Origin of the sequence: Actinosynnema sp. NPDC002837 (assembly GCF_040295345.1) — a bacterium.
Lineage (GTDB): Bacteria > Actinomycetota > Actinomycetes > Mycobacteriales > Pseudonocardiaceae > Actinosynnema.
The window spans coordinates 87,083-105,379 of the sequence record NZ_JBEOVG010000023.1 but is presented as its reverse complement, the minus strand read 5'-3'; the positions used below and the strand labels follow the sequence as shown (position 1 = coordinate 105,379).

Sequence of the window (18,297 nt, the reverse complement as noted above, 5' to 3'; positions counted from 1 at the left end):
AAGGCCGGGCACGTCGAGGTCGTCACCGGCTTCCGCACCGCAGCCGTCGAACGAGACGGCGACCGCGTGGTGCTGGTGTCGCAGGACGGACACCGGCTGGACCCCGTGGACGAAGTCGTGGCACTGACCGGGTTCCGACCGGACCACTCCTGGCTGTCCGAGGTCCGGCTCGACCTCGACCCCGTACTCCAAGCGCCGACCACGCTCGCCCCGCTCATCGACCCCAACGTCCACTCCTGCGGCACCGTCTACCCACACGGCGCGAACGAACTGCGCCACCCCGAGCCCGGCGTCTACCTCGTGGGGATGAAGAGCTACGGCCGCGCCCCGACGTTCCTCGCGATGACCGGCTACGAGCAGGTCCGCAGCGTGGCCGCCGAGATCGCCGGCGACCACGAAGCCGCCACCAAGGTCGAACTCACCCTCCCCGAAACCGGCGTCTGCGGCGGATCCGGAGTCTTCGACGTCGAACCGACGTCCACCGGTGGGTGCTGCGGCGGCCTCCAGGTGGCGGAGCTGACGTTGACGGCTCCGAGTTCGCGCGTCTGACGTCCGGCAGCCCGGCGGAACCGAGGGGCGCGCCGGGCTCCGGCCCCGCTCGCGGTGAGGACCGAAGTGATCACCCGCGGGTAACCCTGCCCAGTTCCTTCGCGATGGTGTGCACGGCGGCGCGCGCGGTCGGGCCGACGCCGATCAGGGTGGCCGAGGCGGGGCCGGTCCAGTTGCCGTAGCCGAGCAGGTGCAGGCGGGGTTCCCCGTGGACGTGGCCGTCGCGGTCGCGCAGGCCCAGCGGCGCCAGGTGGTCGAGCGCGGGGCGGAAGCCGGTGCACCAGATGACCGTGTCGGCGTCGGCGAGCGCTTGGCGGTTCATCGGTTGGGCCACGAGGACGCCTCGGTCGCGGGCGTCGCGCACGGGTGGGACGGCCACGATGTCGCCGAGGGCCCCGACGCCGCCGGGCTGGTGGGTGGCGATGTCGAACAGGGCCTTGCCGTCGATCTCGTCGGGCAGGTAGCGGGGCGGTCGGCGGGTGATCCAGGTCAGGTCGACGTGGTCGGCGAGGTCGGCGGCGATCTGGGCGCCGGAGTTGCCGCCGCCGACCACGACCACGCGTTGCCCGGCGAGTTCCCGCGGGTTGCGGTACCGCACGGTGTGCAGTTGGCGTCCGGGCAGGCCGCGGGCGCCGGCGGGGACGAACGGTCGCCACCACGTGCCGGTGGTGCTGATGACGGCGTCGGCGAACCGGCCGTCCACGTCGTAGCCGCCGTCGACCCGGCGGACCGCGCGCACGCGGACCGGACGTTCGACCGGCAGCTCGTAGCGCTTCTCGTAGGCACGCAGGTAGTCGACGACGTGCCCGGCGGTCGGGTAGCCCTCGTGCGGGAAGGACGGCATCGGCCGGCCGGGCAGGGAGCTGTGCCGGGCCGGGGAGAACAGGCGCAGCGAGTCCCAGCCGTGCAGCCACGCGCCACCCGGCTCGGGCTGGGCGTCGAGGATGGTGAAGTCCAGCCCGGCCCGGCGCAGGTAGTAGCCCGCGGCGAGCCCTGCCTGGCCGCCGCCGATCACGATGACGTTCAGCGCCGCTCCGCCTCTGCCGACTCCTCGTGGGGCGGACGGTGGGGGCCCGCGGTGCCCGGTGAGTGCTCGACCCGGTTCCGGCTCCACGGGCGGCTCGGTGCCCAGGCGTTGACGGGGGTCTTCAGGTGGTGGCTGAGCGCTTTGTCCGCCATGAGCTGCGCAGCCTCCCCCATTGGTCCGGAATCCGTCGGCGCAATGGTCGCATCCCCGACGACCGGGGTGACGGCAGGCCGGGGTCCTCACGCAACCGGCACGTCCAGTTCGGCGAGCAGGGCGCGCACCCGGCGTTCGATCTCGTCGCGCACCGGCCGGACGTCCGCCACCGCCTTGCCCGCCGGGTCGTCCAGCTCCCAGTCCAGGTAGCGCTTGCCGGGGTGGACGGGGCACGCGTCGCCGCAGCCCATGGTGACCACGACGTCGGCGGCGCGGACGATCTCCTCCGTCCACGGCTTGGGGAACTCGCCGGTGATGTCGATGTCGCGTTCGGCCATGGCCTCGACGGCGGAGGGGTTGATCTCGTAGCCCGGCTCCGAGCCGCCCGACCACGCCACCGCCGCGTCACCGGCCAGGCGCCGGAAGAACCCGAGCGCCATCTGGCTGCGCCCGGCGTTGTGGACGCAGAGGAACAGCACGGTCGGCTTGCCGTCCTGGTGGTGGCCCTCGACCCGGGCGAGGGCCTGGAGACGTTGGCGGGCGAACCGTTCGGCCAGCAGCGGCAAGTAGTTCGGGATCGTGCTGTGCGCGGCGAACTGGTCGTAGCTGGAGTGCAGGAACCGCTCGATCGTCTCCACGCCGAACACCCCGTCGAACGACTCGCGCAACCGTGCCGCCGCCGTGCGCAGGGCGAGTTGCTGATCGATGCTCAGATCGTGGTGCTCGCGTGTCCCGGCCATGCCAGGCCCTCCAAGTCGATCAGTCAGGAGTTATTGAGTCAATGATGGTTGACCTTTACCCTCCGAGTCAACCCGCACCCAACCACCGACCGAACCCTCGACCCCGCCGCGCCCTCCGCCACCCGCCACCCCGTCCGGACGTCTCCCTGGAGCCACCGGCCCCACCTCCAGCCGCCCACTCGCGGCCATCGGCCGTCAGATGAGGTTCGGGATGTCCGCGAGCTTGTGGTAGCCGATCTGCTGGTCGACCACCCTCGCCAAGTCCTTGGCATCTCGGGCCCGACCCAAGACCTCGTCCAACCACACCCGTCCGTTCACCCAGTCGAGCGGAAGCCGAGTCCGCGGCCAGACCTCGAGAAGGGAACGGGCCACCGCGGTTCCTTCATCGACCAGGTCTTGTTCCGCGCAGACCGCTGCCACCAAGATGCTTTGCCCGACTTCGTGAACGGCCGGCGGGTGACCATCGGCATGCCGGTTCTTCGCATGGTCGTGGAGCGCACGAACCACCTCCACAATCCCAGGCGGTTCGTCCACCGACAGGCTGGACTGTCGACGAACACCCTCGACCGCAACCCGGAACTCTTCCGCGTGCCGCGAGAACATGACCTGTTTCTGCGCACCCGAATCATCCAGGAGCCTCTGCCCCATGGTCAGGGAGATGACCGGGAAAGGCACTGCGAGCACATGGATGTGCACCGTCGGGAAGTACGCGTCGCCCGCGGTGTTGCGATCGAGGGTTATCCCTTGCACCACCGGACCCAGCAGCCTCAACAACCGCAGCGGACGCCACACCGCGAACTGGTCGAAAGTCCGGCCCCAGTCAGAGGTGACCTTTCCGCTCCCGACGGTCATGCCGTGTCACGCACGGTCGGGTCGGTGCGGTCGTAGCCCTCACGGTCGCCGTGACCGGGGGTCACGAACTTCGGCATGGCATTTCCTCCCCGCTTGGTGCGGACGCTCGACGGTACTGACCCCACGTCGCCGGACGTGTACTGCCCGCCCGGTCACCGGGGTTCGGTGCGCAGTTCGAGCATGCCGTCACGGAGGTCGACACGGGTGCCGAACAGGTGGCTCAGCTGATCCAGGACGGAACGCAGGTGGGCGGTGTCGGCGTCGGCGGTGTGGTGGAGGCGCAGGCGGTTGGCTTTCACCGGGGCCATCCGCAGGCGGGCGAGGTGGCCCGTGTCCGGGTGGACCGTGGCGAAGTACAGCAGGCGCAGGTCGTCGCGGTACTCCTCGTGACCGGTGATGCCTTCGTAGTCGTTGATGAGGTCGCCGCAGCCGTAGAGGATCAGCTTGCCGTGGTGGAGCTCGATCGGGCGTGGGTGGTGCGAGGAGTGGCCGTGCACGATGTCCACCCCGCCGTCGACGAGCGCGTGCGCGAAGTCGACGTGCGAGTCGGGAACGTCGTAGCCCCAGTTCGACCCCCAGTGCAGCGACACCACGACGACGTCACCGGGACGCTTGATCCGCCGCACGCGGGCGGTGACGTGGTGGGCGGCGGCCCCGGACACGTCCGGCAGCAGGGCGACCCCCGGCCGGTCCGGGGTGGCCGCCCAGCTGCCGGGGATTCCGCTGGACCGGGCCCCGAGCGAGACGAAGACGACCCGGCTCCCGTCGCCCGCGGGGAGGACGGCGGGCTGTTCCGCCTCGCTCGCGGTGCGTCCCGCGCCCGCCACCGCGATCCCTGCCCTGGTCAGCACGTCGAGGGTGTCGACCAGTCCGCGGCGGCCGAAGTCGAGCACGTGGTTGTTGGCGAGCGCGCAGGCGTCGGGTCGGGCCGCGGTCAGGCACGGGACGTTCCCCGGACTCATCCGGTAGTGCAGTCGCTTGGCGGGGTCGATCCCGCCGTCGCCGGTGACGCTGGTCTCCAGGTTGATCAACCGCACGTCCGGCGCCTCCTCGGCCAGCACGCGCAGGGCATCTCCCCACGGCCACGCGAAGTCGACCGGGCACGGGATTGGGCCGTTCTCCTGCTCCGCCAACGCAACGTAGGACCGCGCGTCCTCGACCCACGGCTCGTGCAGCCGCGGGTCGCCCGGGTGCGGCAGGATCTGGTCGACCCCGCGCCCGGTCATCACGTCACCGCACAGGAACACCGTGACCACCGGTCGATGGTCCACCTGGAGCCGAGAGATCGCCGACCACCGCACCGACCCCGAGCCCGAGTCCGAGTCCGGACGACGTCACGGTGACGGCGTCGTCCGGACCGGTGTGGAGGCCGGGTGTCCGGTGCTCGGCGACCGGTGTTCGCCCGCCGTCAGACCACGGGCTGTGCCAGCGCCGCCTCGGTCGCCTCACGCACACCCGACCGCAGGACGACGAGGTCCACGATCCCCGTCTCGGTCAACGGCCTGAGCACGGCGCGCTGGTCGGCGGCCACGGCGAACCGGACGCCCCGCCGTTCGGCCCGGTGCCGCGCCTCGATGAGCATCGACAGGCCGATCGTGCCGAAGAACGTCACCGCGGTGAGGTCGAGCACCAGCACCTCGGACGGCTCGGCCAGGCGGGCGATGACCTCGGTGCGCACGTCGTCGCAGGTCAGCATGTCCACCACGCCGTCGACGCGGATCACCGTGGCGCCGTCGCGCCGGACGGTCTCCACGAGGATGTGTGGAGCAACCTCGACCTGCTCGCTCATCGGACTGCGCCTCCTGGGAAGTCGTCGGACAACACCGTGCCCCGCCGCGGCAACGCGCCGGTCGGCCACCCCATAGTTGCCCACGGCCGGGCGCGGTGTCACCGCCGAACGTGGATGTGCGGTGGCCCGCCGTCGGGGTACGGCAGCGGAGGTACGCACCGATGTCACACGATCGGGTGGTCGTGGTGCGATCACCCGGGGAGGGACGCCACGAGCACGGCGGCGCCGTCGACGCGGTCCGCGGCGAGGTCGGTCAACGCCTGGTCGGCCGCGTCGAGCGGGTAGGGCGTGGTGGTGACCTCCAGCCGGTGCGCGCCCGCGAAGCGCAGGAACTCCGCGGCGTCCTGCCGGGTGTTGGCCGTGACGCTGCGCAGCTGCCGTTCCTGGAACAGGTGCGACCGGTAGACCAGCGGCGGGATGTCGGTGAGGTGGATGCCCGCGATCGACAGCGTGCCCCCGCGGTCCAGCGCTTCGAGCGCGGGCCGGACGAGCGTGCCGACCGGGGCGAACAGGATCGCCGAGTCCAGCGGCTCCGGTGGCGGGTCCGCGGCGTCGCCCGCCGACGTCGCGCCGAGGGCCATCGCCAGCTCACGGGCCCGAGCGCTGCGGGTCATGACGTGCACGACGGCCCCACGGGCCAGCGCGACCTGTGCCGCCAGGTGCGCGCTCGCCCCGAAGCCGTAGATGCCCAGCCGTCCGCCCTCGGGCAGTTCCGCGCGCTGCAACGCCCGGTACCCGATGATCCCGGCGCACAGCAACGGGGCCGACTCGGCGTCGGAGTACCCGGCGGGCAGGTGGTGGGCGTAGTCGGCGGGGACCACGGTGAAGTCGGCGTAGCCGCCGTCGGCGTCCCACCCGGTGTAGACCGACTCCGGGCACAGGTTCTCGTCGCCACGCAGGCAGTACCGGCACCGACCGCACGTGCCGCGCAGCCACGCCACGCCCACCCGGTCGCCGATCGCGAACCGGTCGTCGTCGGACCGGACGACCTCGCCGACGACCTCGTGCCCGGGCACGACCCCGGGACGGTGCACGGGCAGGTCGCCTTCGGTGACGTGCAGGTCGGTGCGGCAGACCCCGCAGACCAGCACCCTGAGCAGCAGCTCCCCCGGTCCCGGCTCGGGCACCGGATCCCGGTGCTGCACCAGCGGCCCGCCCGCCATCGGGCCGGGCCGGTCCACGTGCCACGCCCGCATGGTGCTCACCGGTCGATCGTCGCACCGATCCTCCCCCGCGCACCCGGAGCCCGGGGCGCCCCGCCGATGACGGTCGGCACATCGACCGCCGTCACGGCGGGTGATCCCCGTTCGGGTCGCACATTCCCCCGGAGGCTCGACACGGCCCGGTCAGGGGTATCCCATGCTGGAGTCGTCCAGAGGAGGGATGTGCCATGCGGGCAACCGTCGGTGACGAGCTGTTGGTGCACGGCAAGGTCGTCGGGCAGCACGACCGCACCGCCGAGATCCTCGAAGTGCTGGGGAAGGACGGCGAGCCGCCTTACCGGGTGCGGTTCGAGGACGGGCACGAGACCGTCATCCTGCCCAGCCCGGATGCGATCGTGCGCCACGCGAAGGGCGAGGCGTAAGCGCTCGGGCAGCCCCGAAGCGCACTGTCCACAACAGACAGTCGCGTCCGTCGGGCTGAACCCCCGATCGCACCCGGCGCTAATGAGACGCACAGATCGTTCCGGGGCTTGCCGGTTGGAACTGTTTCGCTCGATACTTCGTAACGTTTCAGTCCCGACACTGGCGTCGGGAGACGGGTGGCCCCTCCGGCGGAACCGTCTCTCGCTTACCTGCCGAGGAACGGTCCGATGAACCTGAAGAACTTGTTACCCGGCGCCGTCCTGGCGGTCGCGGGGGCGATGGTCGCGGCGTTGTTGGCGTTCGCCGCGCCGCAAGCGTCGGCGGCGAGCCTGACCCAGGTGACGAACTTCGGCACCAACCCCACCAACCTGCAGATGCACCTGTACGTCCCGGACCGCGTGGCCGCCAAGCCCGGGATCCTGCTGGCCATCCACTACTGCGGCGGGTCCGGGCCGGGATTTCACTCCCAGACCCAGTACGCGTCCCTGGCCGACCGCCACGGCTTCATCGTGATCTACCCGACCGTCACGCGCAGCAGCAAGTGCTGGGACGTCTCGTCACCGGCGGCACTGCGCCGCGGTGGCGGCAGCGACCCCGTCGGGCTGATGGCGATGGTCGACTACGTCAAGCAGCGCCACAACGGCGACCCCGGCCGGATCTTCGCCACCGGCACCTCCTCCGGCGCGATGATGACCAACGTCCTGCTCGGCGTCTACCCGGACGTCTTCCAGGCCGGCGCTTCGTTCGCCGGCGTCCCGTTCGCGTGCTTCGCCACCACCAACGGCTCGGAGTGGAACAGCCAGTGCTCCAGCGGCCAGTCGATCAAGACTCCGCAGCAGTGGGGCGACCTCGTCCGCGCGGCCTACCCCGGCTACACCGGCCCCAGGCCCAGGATGCAGATCTGGCACGGCACCAACGACGACACGCTGCGCTACCCCAACTTCGGCGAGCAGGTCAAGCAGTGGACGAACGTCCACGGACTGGGCCAGACGCCGACGTTCACCGACACGCCGCAGTCCGGCTACACGCGCACCCGCTACGGCAGCAGCGGCGGGATGGCGCCGGTCGAGGCGATCAGCATGCAGGGCGTCAGCCACAACATCCCCGTCGACGCCGCCCAGGTCATCCGCTTCTTCGGGCTCGACGGCACCCCACCCACCAGCACCACCACTACGACCACGACGACCAGCACTACGACCACCACGACCACGACGCCGCAGCCCGGTTACGGCTGCCGGGTCGAGTACACCGTGAGCGCCTGGAACACCGGCTTCACCTCGTCGATCACCATCACCAACACCGGCAGCGCGGCGATCAACGGCTGGAGCCTCGCGTTCGCCCTCCCGGGCGGGCAGACCATCACCAGCGGCTGGAGCGCCACCTACGCGCCGACCACCGGCGCGGTGACCGCCCGGAACGTCTCGTACAACGGCGCCATCGCGCCCGGCACGTCGGTGGGCATCGGCTTCCAGGCCAACCACACCGGCAACACCGGCGAACCGTCCTCGTTCACGCTCAACGGGTCGGCCTGCACCGTCGCCTGAACCTGCGGGTTCCCGGCCCGCCGCCGGGAACCCGCAGTGGCCCCCTGAACCTCGGTGCACCATCGCTTCGGGTGCTCCGCCGCCGAGCACCTCCCGGACCGTGGGTGCGACTCCATCGCGCTGTCGACCAGGACGAGCCGCGGGCAGCGGTCTCGGCACGCCCGCCGACCCGGTGAGCAGGGAGCCGTACCTCCTCACCGGTGCTCCGGCGGTGGCGCACTGCGATACCCGATTGAGCGATACCGTCTACCTTTACCGGGGCTTTACTCGCTGACCGCGCGGCCGGATACTGGCGTCGAGGGGAGTACTTCCCAAGCGCCTGCCCGGTCAGTACGGACACCTCGGTCGATGTCCTCGGGAGGCCGCCCCGGTCGGGGTGAAGGAGACCTCGAACATCGACTGTTCGGGGAGGTTCGGTGCCCCTGTCAGCGGCGGTTTCGGCGGAGGTCGTCGGCACGCCCGGTCTGTGGTTGGTCAGCATCGCCGTCCTCGTCGCGCTGCTGGTCGCCGACTTCGCGGTCACCCACCGGCCGCACGAGGTGTCGATGCGGGAAGCGGTCGGGTGGTCGGCGTTCTACCTGACCTTGCCGGTGGTGTTCGGGGCCTGGTTGTGGAACACCGCCGGCAGCGACCGGGCGCTGGAGTTCATGACCGGGTTCGTCGTCGAGAAGTCCCTGTCGGTGGACAACCTGTTCGTCTTCATGCTGCTGCTCGCCGTCTTCGCCGTCCCCTCTGACGTGCGGCAACGCGTGCTGCTCTTCGGCATCGTCGGCGCGTTGGCGCTGCGCGGCGTGTTCATCGCCGCCGGCGCGGCCATGCTGTCGGCGGGCACGTGGGCGTTCCTCGTGTTCGGGCTCATCCTGTTCGTCTCGGCGCTGAAGATCCTGCACGAGGCGCTCACCGGGAACGTCGCCCTGCGTGAGGTCTCCCGGATGCGCTCCGTCCGGCTGTTGCGGCGCCTGATGCCCGTCACCGACGACTACCGCGGCACCCGCCTGACCGTGCGCGAACACGGCCGACGCGCGCTCACCCCGCTGGCGGTCGTCGTGGTCGCCGTCTTCGCCACGGACATGGTGTTCGCCGTCGACTCGGTGCCGGCCGTCTACGGCATCACCGACGACCCCTACCTCGTGTTCGCCACCAACGCGTTCGCCCTGCTCGGCCTGCGCGCCCTGTACTTCGTCCTGCACACCGCCCTGGCCAAGCTCGTCCACCTCAACCACGGGCTGGCCGTCATCCTCGCCTTCATCGGGGCGAAGCTCGTGCTGCACTGGGCCCACGGCATCTGGCCGGACGTGCCCGAGATCCCCACCCCGGTCTCGCTGGCGGTGATCATCGCCGTGCTCGCGACCGTCATCCTGACCAGCCTGCGCTCCCGACGCCGCGCCGGGCCCTCCGCCCGCCGGCCGAGCGAGAAGGCCACCACACCACAGGACTGACCATGCTCTTCGAGTGGCTCTTCGACGTGCTCATCACCACCTTGATCACCGTGCTGGTCCTCGCCTCACTGGTGATCACCTGCGCCGCCCTGAACCCACCGCGCGGACCGCACCCCCCGCCCCGCAGCCGGTGACCCCACGGGGTGATCGCACCGACGAGGTGCCCGGGTCGGGCGTGCCGGACCGGCACCCGACCGGGGCTACCGGCGCGGCCGCGGAGAGCCGATAGTGATCCGGTTCAAGCTCGCACCCCCGTCGCGAAGTCGCACACCGCGGTGGCAGACGAGGCCAGGCCGACGCTGGAGGATCCGGAACCCATGACCATGCCGATGCCCGACGACCACCCCCTCGGGCCGCCCCCGGACGAGCAGTCGTGGGTCCGGGTCGCCGCGGACCTGGCCACCGGTTTCGCCGCCACCGCCGACGAGTTCGACCGGACCGCGCAACTGCCGGTCGCGAACCTGCGGGCCCTGCACGCCAGCGGTCTCGACCAGGCCACGCTGCCGCGCGAGTGGGGCGGGCAGTCGCTGAGCTACCGCACGGTCGGCGCGGTCCTGCGGGTCCTCAGCGCCGCCGACCCGTCCACCGCCTGCGTGTGGCTCATGCACATCGGCGCCGCCGAAGGCCTCGTGCGCCACTCCGCCCCCGACGCGGCCCGGTACTACGCCGACGAGCTCATCGCGGGCCGCCGCTTCGCCAACGCCCTGTCCGAGCCTTCGGGGGGCAACCAGTTCCTCTCACCGCAGCAGGTCGCCGAACCCGTCGACGGCGGGTACCGGCTCACCGGCGCGAAGCGGTTCGTGTCCGGCTGCGAGATCGCCGACCACTTCCTCGTCAACGCGCTCGTGGACGGGCAACCCACCCTGTTCGGGCTCGAACCCGACCACACCGTGACCTTCGAGCCGCAGGACACCCTGGGCCTGCGCGCCACCCGCAGCCACCTGATCGGGCTCAACGGCACCGTGCTGCGCTCCGACCGGCGGTGCCCGCCGTCCCCGCAGCCCAAGCCCAACCACATCGCCGCCGGCCTGGCCTGGCTCTCCCTCGGCATCGCCGACACCGCCCTGGACACGCTCGTCCGCTACGCACGCGGACGAACCCTGCCCTCGACCGGACAGCCCCTGGCGGCCGAGCAGCGCCTCCAGTTCGAGGTCGCCGACGCCGTGCTCCGGCTCGAAGCCGCCGCGCTGGTCGCCCACAACACCGCCTGGCTCGCCGACCGCGACTCGCCCCTCTTCCTGCCCGCCGCGACGCGCGCGAAGCCCACGGCGAACCAGGTCGCCCGCGACGTCGCGCAGCTGTGCCTCCAGGTCGGCGGCGGGTCCGGCTTCGTCGCCACCTCGCCGATCCAACGGATCTTCCGCGACGCGCAGGCCGGGTGGCTGATGGCCCACTCCGTGGAGTTCTGCCTCAACCTCATCGGCGCCGACGCCATGCTCGCGCCCCGCGACGAGCCCGACCAGGTCACTCGTGGTTGAGCGCACCCGACCGGAACACCGCCAGCTCGACGCCGTCGAACCCCGCCGCGCGCACGACCTCGGTGAGCGCGGGGCCGATCCCCGGCCGGTCGACCAGGTCGGGGTCGAGTTCGACCCGGCCCACGTCACCGAGGTCGCGCACGCGCAGGTCCCAGCTCGGCGTCCCCGCGCTCACCAGCCACGCCCGGACCGCCGCCTCGGCGCGTTCGACCCGCGCCAGGCGTGAGGGTGTGATCGCCACGCCGTAGCGCACCCGGCTCGCCAGGCAGGGCATCGCCGGCTTGTCCCAGGTGGACAGCCCCCAGTGCCGGCTCACCGCGCGGACGTCGGCCTTGGTCATCCCGAGGTCGCGCAACGGGGTCCGCACGCCGATCTCGTCGCCGGCGCGGATGCCCGGTCGGAACGGGTCGCGCGCGTCGTCGGCGTTCACCCCGGTCGCCACCGCGGTCAGGCCGTGGTCGCGGGCGACGGACGTGATGGTGTCCAGCACGGTGGACTTGCAGAAGTAGCAGCGGTCCCGGCCGTTCGCCGCGTACGCGGGGTTGTCCAGCTCGGCGGTACCCGGCGTGACGTGCCGGACACCGAGGCCGTCGGCGAACGCGACCGCGACCGCGAGCTCGGCGGCGGCCAGGCTCGCCGAGTCGGCGGTGACGGCGAGCACCGCGTCGGGCCCCAAGGCGCGCGCCGCGGCGGCGAGCACGAGCGCGGAGTCCACGCCGCCGGAGAAGGCGACGGCGACCGGGCCGACGTCGGCCAACCGCGCCACGAGTCGGTCGGCGGTGGTGGCGGTGTCCATCAGGGCTCCTCGGGGCTCTCGGCGGCCATGGCGAGCACGGTGCGCAGGGGCAGGCCCGTCCGCCGGGCGACGGCGACGGCGTCGTCGTACTCCGGCTTGCCGTGGTGCGGTCCGTGCTTGCGGCGCACCGGCATGCCGTGGACGTGCACGGTGTCGGTGCTGCGGGGCAGGGCCGTGCGCCGCACGCCGGTCCGCCGCACGCCGAGGGAGCCCGTCTCCACCAGCATCCGTCGTTCGATCCCGTCGGCGGTCTCCGGTGCGGCCAGCGCGTGCAGGACGTGGCCCGGTCTGCCCTTCTTCATCGTGGCCGGGGTGATCCAGCTGTCCAGCGCGCCCGCGTCCAGCAGCAGGGCGACGACGTAGCCGAGGACCTCGCCGGTGACGTCGTCGAGGTTGGTCTCCAGCACCACGAGGTCGCGTACTTCCCCTGCTTCGTCGTGGCGGGCGTCCAGGTCGCCGAGTCGCACCACGGCGACGTTGGGCCGGTCGGGCAGCGTCCTGGTGCCCACGCCGTAACCGGTGGCCGCCATGCGCATCTCCGGCACGGGACCGTAGTCCGCGCCGATCGCGAGCAGCAGCGCCGCGGCGGTCGGCGTCACGGTCTCGCCGCGCAGGGTGGTGCCGACGACGTGTGCGCCTTCCAGCAGCGCCGAGGTGGCCGGGGCCGGGCAGGGCAGCACCCCGTGCGCGGTGCGGACCGACCCGCTGCCGATCGGCAACGCCTCGCAGTGCACCGCCCGCACGTCCAGGGCGTGCAGCGCGGCGGCCACGCCGACGATGTCCACGAGGGTGTCGTGACCGCCGAGCTCGTGCAGGTGGACCTGGTCGGGGTCCTCGCCGTGCAGGCGTCCCTCGACCTCGGCGATGGCCCGCAGCGCGGCGACCGCGGTCTGAGCCACGGCCGGTTCGCGGACCCTGGACGCCATGGCGATCAGCTCGCCCGCCTTGCGGCTCGTCGCGTCGTCGGACACCGACACGACAGCGCGGCGGCCCGTGAGCCCGTGCGTGAGCACCGGGGTGACGGTGAGGTCCCAGCCGGTCAGGCCGGTGTCGGTGACCGCCGCGCGGATCGCGTCCTGCGGTGCGCCCGCGTCCACCAGCGCGGCCAGCAGCATGTCACCGGCCAGCCCGGTGAACGGCGAGATCACGCACACCCGGCTCACGTCGTCCTCCGCCCCGCCACGCGGGCGAGCCGGAACGCGGCCATCGCGGCGCCGAACCCGGAGTCGATGTTCACCACGGTGATGCCCGCCGCGCAGGAGGCGTGCATCGCCAGCAACGCGGTGATGCCCTCCAGGCCGGCGCCGTAGCCGGTCGAGGTGGGCACGGCCACCACCGGGCACGCGACCAGGCCCCCGATCGCGCTCGCCAGCGCGCCTTCCATGCCCGCCACCACGATGACGGTGTCCGCGGCCCGCAGCCGGTCCTGCTCGGCCAGCAACCGGTGCAGGCCGGCCACCCCGACGTCGGTGACCGTGGTGACGCCGAGTCCCACGGCGGTCGCGACGGCGGCGGCCTCCCGCGCCACCGGCAGGTCGGCCGTGCCCGCCGCGGCCACCACCACGTCGAACCCGGTCGGCGCGGCCGGGCGCCAGGTCAGCAGCCGCGCTCCGCTGTCGTGCGCACCGTCGGGCACGGCGGCCAGCACGGCCGCCGCCGCGTCGGGCTCCACGCGGGTGGCCAGCACCGGGCCGTCGTTGTGCCGCAACAACGTCCGCACGATCCCGCTGATCTGCTCGGGCGTCTTCCCGCTGCCGTAGATGACCTCGGGCAGGCCTTGGCGCGCTTCGCGGTCCACGTCGACCCTGGCGAACCCGAGGTCGACCGCCTCCGGTCCGGTCATGGTCGCGCTCCCCGGGTGGCGGTGAAGGGCGCGTGCGCGAGGAGCTCGCTCCCGATGGCCCTGAGCAGCTCGGGCGCCTGCCGCATCGCCGTGTCGAGGTCGCCCGCGCGCTCCAGCAGCGACCACGCGGCGACCACGCCGACCTCGCGCAGCCGTTCGGGGGTGAGCCGGACGTCGCCGGCGACGACCGCGACCGGCACGCCGTGCCGCCGTGCCGCCTCGGCCACGCCGATCGGCGCCTTGCCGCGCAGGCTCTGCTCGTCGAACCGGCCTTCGCCGACCACGACGAGTGAAGCCCCGCGCAACGCGTCCTCGACGCCGATCGCCCGCAGGACGAAGTCGGCACCGGACGTCCGCCGGGCGTCGAGGGCGGCCAACGCGGCGAACCCCGCGCCACCGGCCGCGCCCGCGCCCGGTTCCCCGCTCAGGTCCCGCCCGGTCTCCTCCGCCACGACGGCGGCGAACCGGCGGAGCCCTCGCTCCAGCACCTGCACGTCCCTGGGCGTTGCGCCCTTCTGCGGCGCGAACACCGCGGCGGCGCCGTTCGGGCCGGTCAGCGGGTTGTCGACGTCCGAGGCCAGGGTCACGCGCGCGTGCGCCAGCCTCGGGTCCAGCCCGGACAGGTCGACGCGCGCCGTGCCGGTCAACGCCGCGCCGCCGGGGCCGATCGGCTCGCCCGAGGCGCCGGTGACGCGCGCGCCCAGGGCGCGCAGCAGGCCCGCTCCCCCGTCCGTGGTGGCGCTGCCGCCCACGGCGAGCACGATGTCGGCGCAGCCGCGGTCCAGCGCGGCGCGGATCAGCTCACCGGTGCCGCAGGTGTCGGCGGTGAGCGGCGCGAGCCAGCCGTCGGGCAGCACGTCCAACCCGCTGGCCTGGGCCAGCTCGACCACCGCCCGGTCACCGCGCACGGCGAACGCGGCCCGCACCGGTTCGCCCGTGGGACCGGTGACCTCGACGCGCACCTCGTCGTAGCCGGCGCGCACCAACGCCGCCACGGTGCCCTCGCCGCCGTCGGCGACGGGCATCGCCACCGCCTGGCCGTCCGCGTCCGCCACGCCGTCGACCACCGCCGCACAGGCGTCGGCGGCGGACACCGAGCCCCGGAACTTGTCCAGGCAGACCAGGACCGTCCCGTTCACCGGCCCGGCCCTTCGACGTAGGGGATCGTCTGCGGGCCTTCCGGCAGCACGCACAGCCGGGCGTCGGGCCCGGCCGCGGCGAGGGCGTCGGCGACGGTCGCGGAGATGTCCGCGGTCTGCCGCAGGTGGGCGGTGGCCAGGTCGGCGTCGCTGAGGTAGGAGGTGTGCATGACGACCCGGCAGTCGGCCTGGATGCGCGCCTGGATCTGGACCTGCCACTGGTCGGGCACGGTGACCTGCCGCGCGGAGATCTCCGCGAGCAGCGCCTCGGGCGAGGCGGCCGAGGCCAGCACCTCGCGGTAGGAGCCGTGGTCGGGGAAGCCGTCGCGGCACTCGGCCGCGCACACGATCACCCCGCCCGCCTTGACCACCTGGTAGGCGGCCGACATGCCCTTCACCGACTGGTAGAGGTTCTGGTCCAGCGGATAGCCGGAGTTGGTGGTCACCACGACGTCGAACGGGCGGGGCACCGGCCGCATGGCGACCTCGCGCGCGGTCCGCACCGCCTCGGCGTGCATGGCGAGCAGGTCACCGCCGAACGCGGCGACGACCTCCTTGTCCTGGTTGAGGACCACGTCGAAGCCGAACGTCACGCCGGTGGCGTCCGCGATGGCGCGCACGTCGTCGTGCACGGGGTTGCCCTCGATGATCCCCCACGTCGCCCGCGGGTCGCCGATCCGGCGCGCGTCGTGCAGCACCAGCACCGTCTCCAGCGCCGCCAGGCCCGGCGCGACGAGCTTCGGGCCGCCCGAGAAGCCGGCGAAGAAGTGCGGCTCGACGAAACCGGTGGTGATGCGCACGTCCGCGTCGACCCAGTCCCGGTTCAGCCACACGGGCACGCCCGCGCCGAACTCGCCCATCCACGTCAGAGCGCTCCGGTCGCGGGCGTCGTGGTTGACGATCCGCACCGAGTCGACCACCTCGTCGCCGAACATCCGGCGCAGCTCGGCCTCCGTGTTGCCCCGGTGCGTCCCCGTGGCGACCAGCACCACGACGTCGTCGAGGTCGACCAGGCCGTCCAGCTCCTCCAGGATGGCCGGGATCATCAGCTCCCGGGGCTGCGGGCGCGTCCCGTCGCAGGCGGAGATCGCCACGGTCTGCCCTGGGCGCACGCGGTCCCGCAGCGGCGGCCCGGCGACCGGGGTGCGCAGGGCACGGCGGAGGATATCCTTCGGCGCTTCGGTCGCCTGGCGGTGCCCGGGTGTCACCACGGTGGTCACCGCCGGGTCGACCCGCAGGTCCAACCCGGTCTCGCCGTAGGCCAGTCGCACCGTGCGCATCAGCTGTCCCCCAACCGGTTGCCGCGGGCGGCGGTGCCACCGACGCGCCGGTCCCGCCCCGCCGGCACGCGGACCGGCCGGTCGGAGCCGATCATAAGCCGGTCGGGGTCGAACGCCTCCGGCACGACGTCGACGCGGGGCCGCGGGTACGCCGGCCCGAAGTCACGCCCGCCGCCGCCCTGCGGCCGGGCGGGGAGGTGCCGTGAGCGGTGGTGGGCGTCGATCCGGATCACTGCGCTCGCTCCTGCTCCAACGCGTCGAGTTCCGACCACAGCGCCTCGGGGATCACGGTGGCGGCGTGCCCGGCGTTCTCGGCGACTTCCCGTGGGTTCCGGGCGCCGACGACGACGCCGGTCACCGCCGGGTGCCGCAGCGGGAAGCGCAGTGCAGCGGCGGCCAGGGGGACGCCGTGCGCGGCGCAGCGCTCGGCCAGGACGAGGGCCCGCCGGCGCACCCCCTCCGGGGCGGGGGCGTAGTCGTAGGAGGCGCCGGGGGCCGGGTCGGCGAGGATGCCGCTGTTGAAGACCCCGCCCACGAGGACGCCCACCCGCCGCTGCTCGCACAGCGGCAGCAGGTCGTCGGCCGCGCTCCGGTCGAGCAGGGAGTACCGGCCGGCCACGAGCACGCAGTCCACGTCGGTCTCGGCGACGAACCGGGTGAGCATCGCCGTCTGGTTCATGCCCGCCCCGATCGCCCGCACCGCGCCCTCGGCCCGAAGCCGCTCCAGCGCCGGGTACGCCCCGGTAACGGCGTCCTCCCAGTGCTCGTCGGGGTCGTGGATCAGCACGACGTCGAAGGAGTCGAGGCCGGACCGCTCCAGGCTCTCCGACAACGACCGGTAGACGCCCGCCGCGCTGTAGTCGCGGACGCGGACCAGACCTTGCCCGTCGTGGAAGCCCTCGTCGCCGGGCGCGGTCTCGCCGGGCACCAGCAGCCGGCCGACCTTGGTCGACACCGTGAACTCCGCCCGGGGCCGGGTGGCCAGGAACGCCCCGAGGCGCCGTTCGGCCAGGCCCGCGCCGTAGTGGGGCGCGGTGTCGAAGTAGCGGACGCCGGTGGCCCACGCCGTCTCCAGCGCGGCGGCGGCCTGCTCCTCCGCGACCGCCGAGAACAACCCGGCCAGCGGCGCGGTGCCCAAGCCGAGCCGGCTCACCGTGACGTCCGAGCGGCCGAGCGGCACCCGTTCGGTGAACCACTGCGGGGTCGCGGAGGTCATCACGCCTGTCCCAGGACGTGGCGCTGCCGGCCCAGCCCGTCGATCTCGGCCTCGACGACGTCACCGGCACGCAGGTAGGGGAAGTCGTTGGCGCCGAAGGCGACGCCGGCCGGGGTACCGGTGTTGATCACGTCACCCGGCTCCAGCACCATGAACCGGCTGAGGTACCAGACGACGTGGCGGACACCGAAGATCATGTCCTTGGTGTGGCCGTCCTGGCGCAGCTCGCCGTTGACCCGCAACCGCATCCCCAGTCCCTGCGGGTCGCCCACCTCGTCGGGCGTGACCAGCCAGGGGCCGAGCGGGTTGAACGTCTCGCACGACTTGCCCTTGTCCCACGTCCCGCCCCGCTCGTGCTGGAACGCCCGTTCGGTGACGTCGTCGGCGATGGCGTACCCCGCGATGACGTCGTCGGCGTCGGCCGGCGAGTCCAGGTAGCGCGCCGTGCGGCCGATGAGCACCGCCAGCTCGACCTCGTAGTCGGTCTTGACGCTGTCGCGCGGGACGAGGACCGCGTCGTCGGGACCGACGACCGTGTTCGAGGCCTTCAGGAAGACCACCGGCTCGGCGGGCGGGGGCGTCGCGGTCTCGGCGGCGTGGTCGGCGTAGTTCAGCCCGACGCAGACGACCTTCCCCGGCCGGGCGACCGGGGCGCCGATCCGCAGGCCCGTGATGTCGATCGGGTCCACCGCGCCGTCGGCGAGGGCCGCTCGGACCCGGTCCACGCCGCCGCCCGCCAGGAAGGCGCCGTCGATGTCGGCGGTCAACCCGGTCAGGTCGTAGGCGGCGCCGCGGGCGTCGAGGACGACGGGCCGCTCGTGGCCCGCCGGGCCCACGCGCAGGAACTTCATCGGGGTTCTCCTTGG

Annotated in this window: 19 protein-coding genes and 1 pseudogene; 6 read left to right on the top strand and 14 right to left on the bottom strand. The window is 73.0% G+C overall.

The features are described from left to right. Positions 1 to 549 (top strand): annotated as a pseudogene (locus ABTZ99_RS18705) (flavoprotein); the annotation flags it as partial. 70 nt (positions 550 to 619) lie between these two features. Here ABTZ99_RS18705 and ABTZ99_RS18700 read toward each other — a convergent pair. The 6 genes from ABTZ99_RS18700 to ABTZ99_RS18675 all read right to left on the bottom strand — a co-directional run bounded on the left by ABTZ99_RS18700 (position 620) and on the right by ABTZ99_RS18675 (position 6,306). Further along, positions 620 to 1,564 (bottom strand): NAD(P)-binding domain-containing protein, encoded by a 945-nt coding sequence (locus ABTZ99_RS18700; protein ID WP_499612555.1) that lies wholly within the window; start codon positions 1,562 to 1,564, stop codon positions 620 to 622. Between the two features lie 251 nt (positions 1,565 to 1,815). After that, complete coding sequence (locus tag ABTZ99_RS18695; protein ID WP_499612553.1) at positions 1,816 to 2,469, bottom strand: arsenate reductase ArsC; 654 nt, start codon at positions 2,467 to 2,469, stop codon at positions 1,816 to 1,818. A gap of 195 nt (positions 2,470 to 2,664) precedes the next feature. Beyond that, positions 2,665 to 3,321: a hypothetical protein gene (locus ABTZ99_RS18690; protein ID WP_499612551.1), complete on the bottom strand. Its 657-nt coding sequence runs from the start codon at positions 3,319 to 3,321 to the stop codon at positions 2,665 to 2,667. A 152-nt stretch (positions 3,322 to 3,473) separates the two neighbouring features. Continuing rightward, positions 3,474 to 4,577, bottom strand: a complete 1,104-nt coding sequence (locus tag ABTZ99_RS18685; protein WP_499612549.1) for a CapA family protein — start codon at positions 4,575 to 4,577, stop codon at positions 3,474 to 3,476. 152 nt (positions 4,578 to 4,729) lie between these two features. Further along, a complete protein-coding gene (locus tag ABTZ99_RS18680) occupies positions 4,730 to 5,110 on the bottom strand; it encodes an STAS domain-containing protein (RefSeq protein WP_498775276.1) in 381 nt (126 codons plus the stop codon). Positions 5,111 to 5,301: 191 nt separating this feature from the next. After that, a complete protein-coding gene (locus ABTZ99_RS18675; RefSeq protein ID WP_499612557.1) occupies positions 5,302 to 6,306 on the bottom strand; it encodes a zinc-binding alcohol dehydrogenase family protein in 1,005 nt (334 codons plus the stop codon). A gap of 194 nt (positions 6,307 to 6,500) precedes the next feature. On the opposite strand from ABTZ99_RS18675, the gene ABTZ99_RS18670 reads away from it, so the two are divergent. From ABTZ99_RS18670 to ABTZ99_RS18650, 5 genes are all read left to right on the top strand, one after another. Next, entirely contained in the window at positions 6,501 to 6,695 is a 195-nt protein-coding gene (locus ABTZ99_RS18670) for a DUF1918 domain-containing protein (RefSeq protein ID WP_498775278.1), read from the top strand. Between the two features lie 228 nt (positions 6,696 to 6,923). Next, entirely contained in the window at positions 6,924 to 8,240 is a 1,317-nt protein-coding gene (locus ABTZ99_RS18665; RefSeq protein WP_499612546.1) for an extracellular catalytic domain type 1 short-chain-length polyhydroxyalkanoate depolymerase, read from the top strand. A gap of 416 nt (positions 8,241 to 8,656) precedes the next feature. Continuing rightward, the gene (locus ABTZ99_RS18660; RefSeq protein ID WP_499612544.1) at positions 8,657 to 9,679 is read left to right on the top strand and encodes a TerC/Alx family metal homeostasis membrane protein; all 1,023 of its coding nucleotides are present in this window, start codon (positions 8,657 to 8,659) and stop codon (positions 9,677 to 9,679) included. Between the two features lie 2 nt (positions 9,680 to 9,681). Beyond that, on the top strand, positions 9,682 to 9,813 hold the full coding sequence (locus ABTZ99_RS18655; RefSeq protein WP_498775284.1) for a hypothetical protein: 132 nt from the start codon (positions 9,682 to 9,684) through the stop codon (positions 9,811 to 9,813). Positions 9,814 to 9,996: 183 nt separating this feature from the next. Further along, positions 9,997 to 11,157, top strand: a complete 1,161-nt coding sequence (locus ABTZ99_RS18650; RefSeq protein ID WP_498775286.1) for an acyl-CoA dehydrogenase family protein — start codon at positions 9,997 to 9,999, stop codon at positions 11,155 to 11,157. Here ABTZ99_RS18650 and larE read toward each other — a convergent pair. From larE to ABTZ99_RS18610, 8 genes are read right to left on the bottom strand one after another with little or no spacing between them, the layout of a single operon-like run. Continuing rightward, complete coding sequence (larE, locus tag ABTZ99_RS18645) at positions 11,144 to 11,953, bottom strand: ATP-dependent sacrificial sulfur transferase LarE (RefSeq protein ID WP_498775288.1); 810 nt, start codon at positions 11,951 to 11,953, stop codon at positions 11,144 to 11,146. The two genes, ABTZ99_RS18650 and larE, sit on opposite strands and share 14 nt — an antisense overlap. Further along, positions 11,953 to 13,116 (bottom strand): nickel pincer cofactor biosynthesis protein LarC, encoded by a 1,164-nt coding sequence (gene larC, locus ABTZ99_RS18640; RefSeq protein ID WP_499612541.1) that lies wholly within the window; start codon positions 13,114 to 13,116, stop codon positions 11,953 to 11,955. The genes larE and larC overlap by 1 nt, the downstream gene beginning before the upstream one ends. Beyond that, on the bottom strand, positions 13,113 to 13,796 hold the full coding sequence (gene larB, locus ABTZ99_RS18635; RefSeq protein WP_499612539.1) for a nickel pincer cofactor biosynthesis protein LarB: 684 nt from the start codon (positions 13,794 to 13,796) through the stop codon (positions 13,113 to 13,115). The genes larC and larB overlap by 4 nt, the downstream gene beginning before the upstream one ends. Further along, positions 13,793 to 14,935 carry a glycerate kinase gene (locus ABTZ99_RS18630; RefSeq protein ID WP_499612538.1) on the bottom strand — a complete coding sequence of 381 codons (1,143 nt, stop codon included), beginning with the start codon at positions 14,933 to 14,935 and terminating at the stop codon, positions 13,793 to 13,795. Before ABTZ99_RS18630 ends, larB begins: the two co-directional genes overlap by 4 nt. Beyond that, the gene (gene larA, locus ABTZ99_RS18625; protein ID WP_499612536.1) at positions 14,932 to 16,215 is read right to left on the bottom strand and encodes a nickel-dependent lactate racemase; all 1,284 of its coding nucleotides are present in this window, start codon (positions 16,213 to 16,215) and stop codon (positions 14,932 to 14,934) included. Before larA ends, ABTZ99_RS18630 begins: the two co-directional genes overlap by 4 nt. After that, complete coding sequence (locus tag ABTZ99_RS18620; protein ID WP_499612534.1) at positions 16,215 to 16,448, bottom strand: hypothetical protein; 234 nt, start codon at positions 16,446 to 16,448, stop codon at positions 16,215 to 16,217. Before ABTZ99_RS18620 ends, larA begins: the two co-directional genes overlap by 1 nt. After that, entirely contained in the window at positions 16,445 to 17,431 is a 987-nt protein-coding gene (locus ABTZ99_RS18615; RefSeq protein WP_499612532.1) for an aldo/keto reductase, read from the bottom strand. Before ABTZ99_RS18615 ends, ABTZ99_RS18620 begins: the two co-directional genes overlap by 4 nt. Next, a complete protein-coding gene (locus tag ABTZ99_RS18610) occupies positions 17,431 to 18,282 on the bottom strand; it encodes a fumarylacetoacetate hydrolase family protein (protein WP_499612530.1) in 852 nt (283 codons plus the stop codon). The genes ABTZ99_RS18615 and ABTZ99_RS18610 overlap by 1 nt, the downstream gene beginning before the upstream one ends. Between the last annotated feature and the right edge of the window lie 15 nt (positions 18,283 to 18,297).

Coding starts and splice junctions, on each gene's coding strand:
- ABTZ99_RS18650 (WP_498775286.1), top strand. CDS start 9,997: ATGACCATGCCGATGCCCGACGACCACCCCCTCGGGCCGCCCCCGGAC.
- ABTZ99_RS18610 (WP_499612530.1), bottom strand. CDS start 18,282: ATGAAGTTCCTGCGCGTGGGCCCGGCGGGCCACGAGCGGCCCGTCGTC.
- larB (WP_499612539.1), bottom strand. CDS start 13,796: ATGACCGGACCGGAGGCGGTCGACCTCGGGTTCGCCAGGGTCGACGTG.
- ABTZ99_RS18670 (WP_498775278.1), top strand. CDS start 6,501: ATGCGGGCAACCGTCGGTGACGAGCTGTTGGTGCACGGCAAGGTCGTC.
- larE (WP_498775288.1), bottom strand. CDS start 11,953: ATGGACACCGCCACCACCGCCGACCGACTCGTGGCGCGGTTGGCCGAC.
- ABTZ99_RS18675 (WP_499612557.1), bottom strand. CDS start 6,306: ATGCGGGCGTGGCACGTGGACCGGCCCGGCCCGATGGCGGGCGGGCCG.
- ABTZ99_RS18680 (WP_498775276.1), bottom strand. CDS start 5,110: ATGAGCGAGCAGGTCGAGGTTGCTCCACACATCCTCGTGGAGACCGTC.
- ABTZ99_RS18695 (WP_499612553.1), bottom strand. CDS start 2,469: ATGGCCGGGACACGCGAGCACCACGATCTGAGCATCGATCAGCAACTC.
- ABTZ99_RS18655 (WP_498775284.1), top strand. CDS start 9,682: ATGCTCTTCGAGTGGCTCTTCGACGTGCTCATCACCACCTTGATCACC.
- larA (WP_499612536.1), bottom strand. CDS start 16,215: ATGCGCACGGTGCGACTGGCCTACGGCGAGACCGGGTTGGACCTGCGG.
- ABTZ99_RS18690 (WP_499612551.1), bottom strand. CDS start 3,321: ATGACCGTCGGGAGCGGAAAGGTCACCTCTGACTGGGGCCGGACTTTC.
- ABTZ99_RS18615 (WP_499612532.1), bottom strand. CDS start 17,431: ATGACCTCCGCGACCCCGCAGTGGTTCACCGAACGGGTGCCGCTCGGC.
- ABTZ99_RS18665 (WP_499612546.1), top strand. CDS start 6,924: ATGAACCTGAAGAACTTGTTACCCGGCGCCGTCCTGGCGGTCGCGGGG.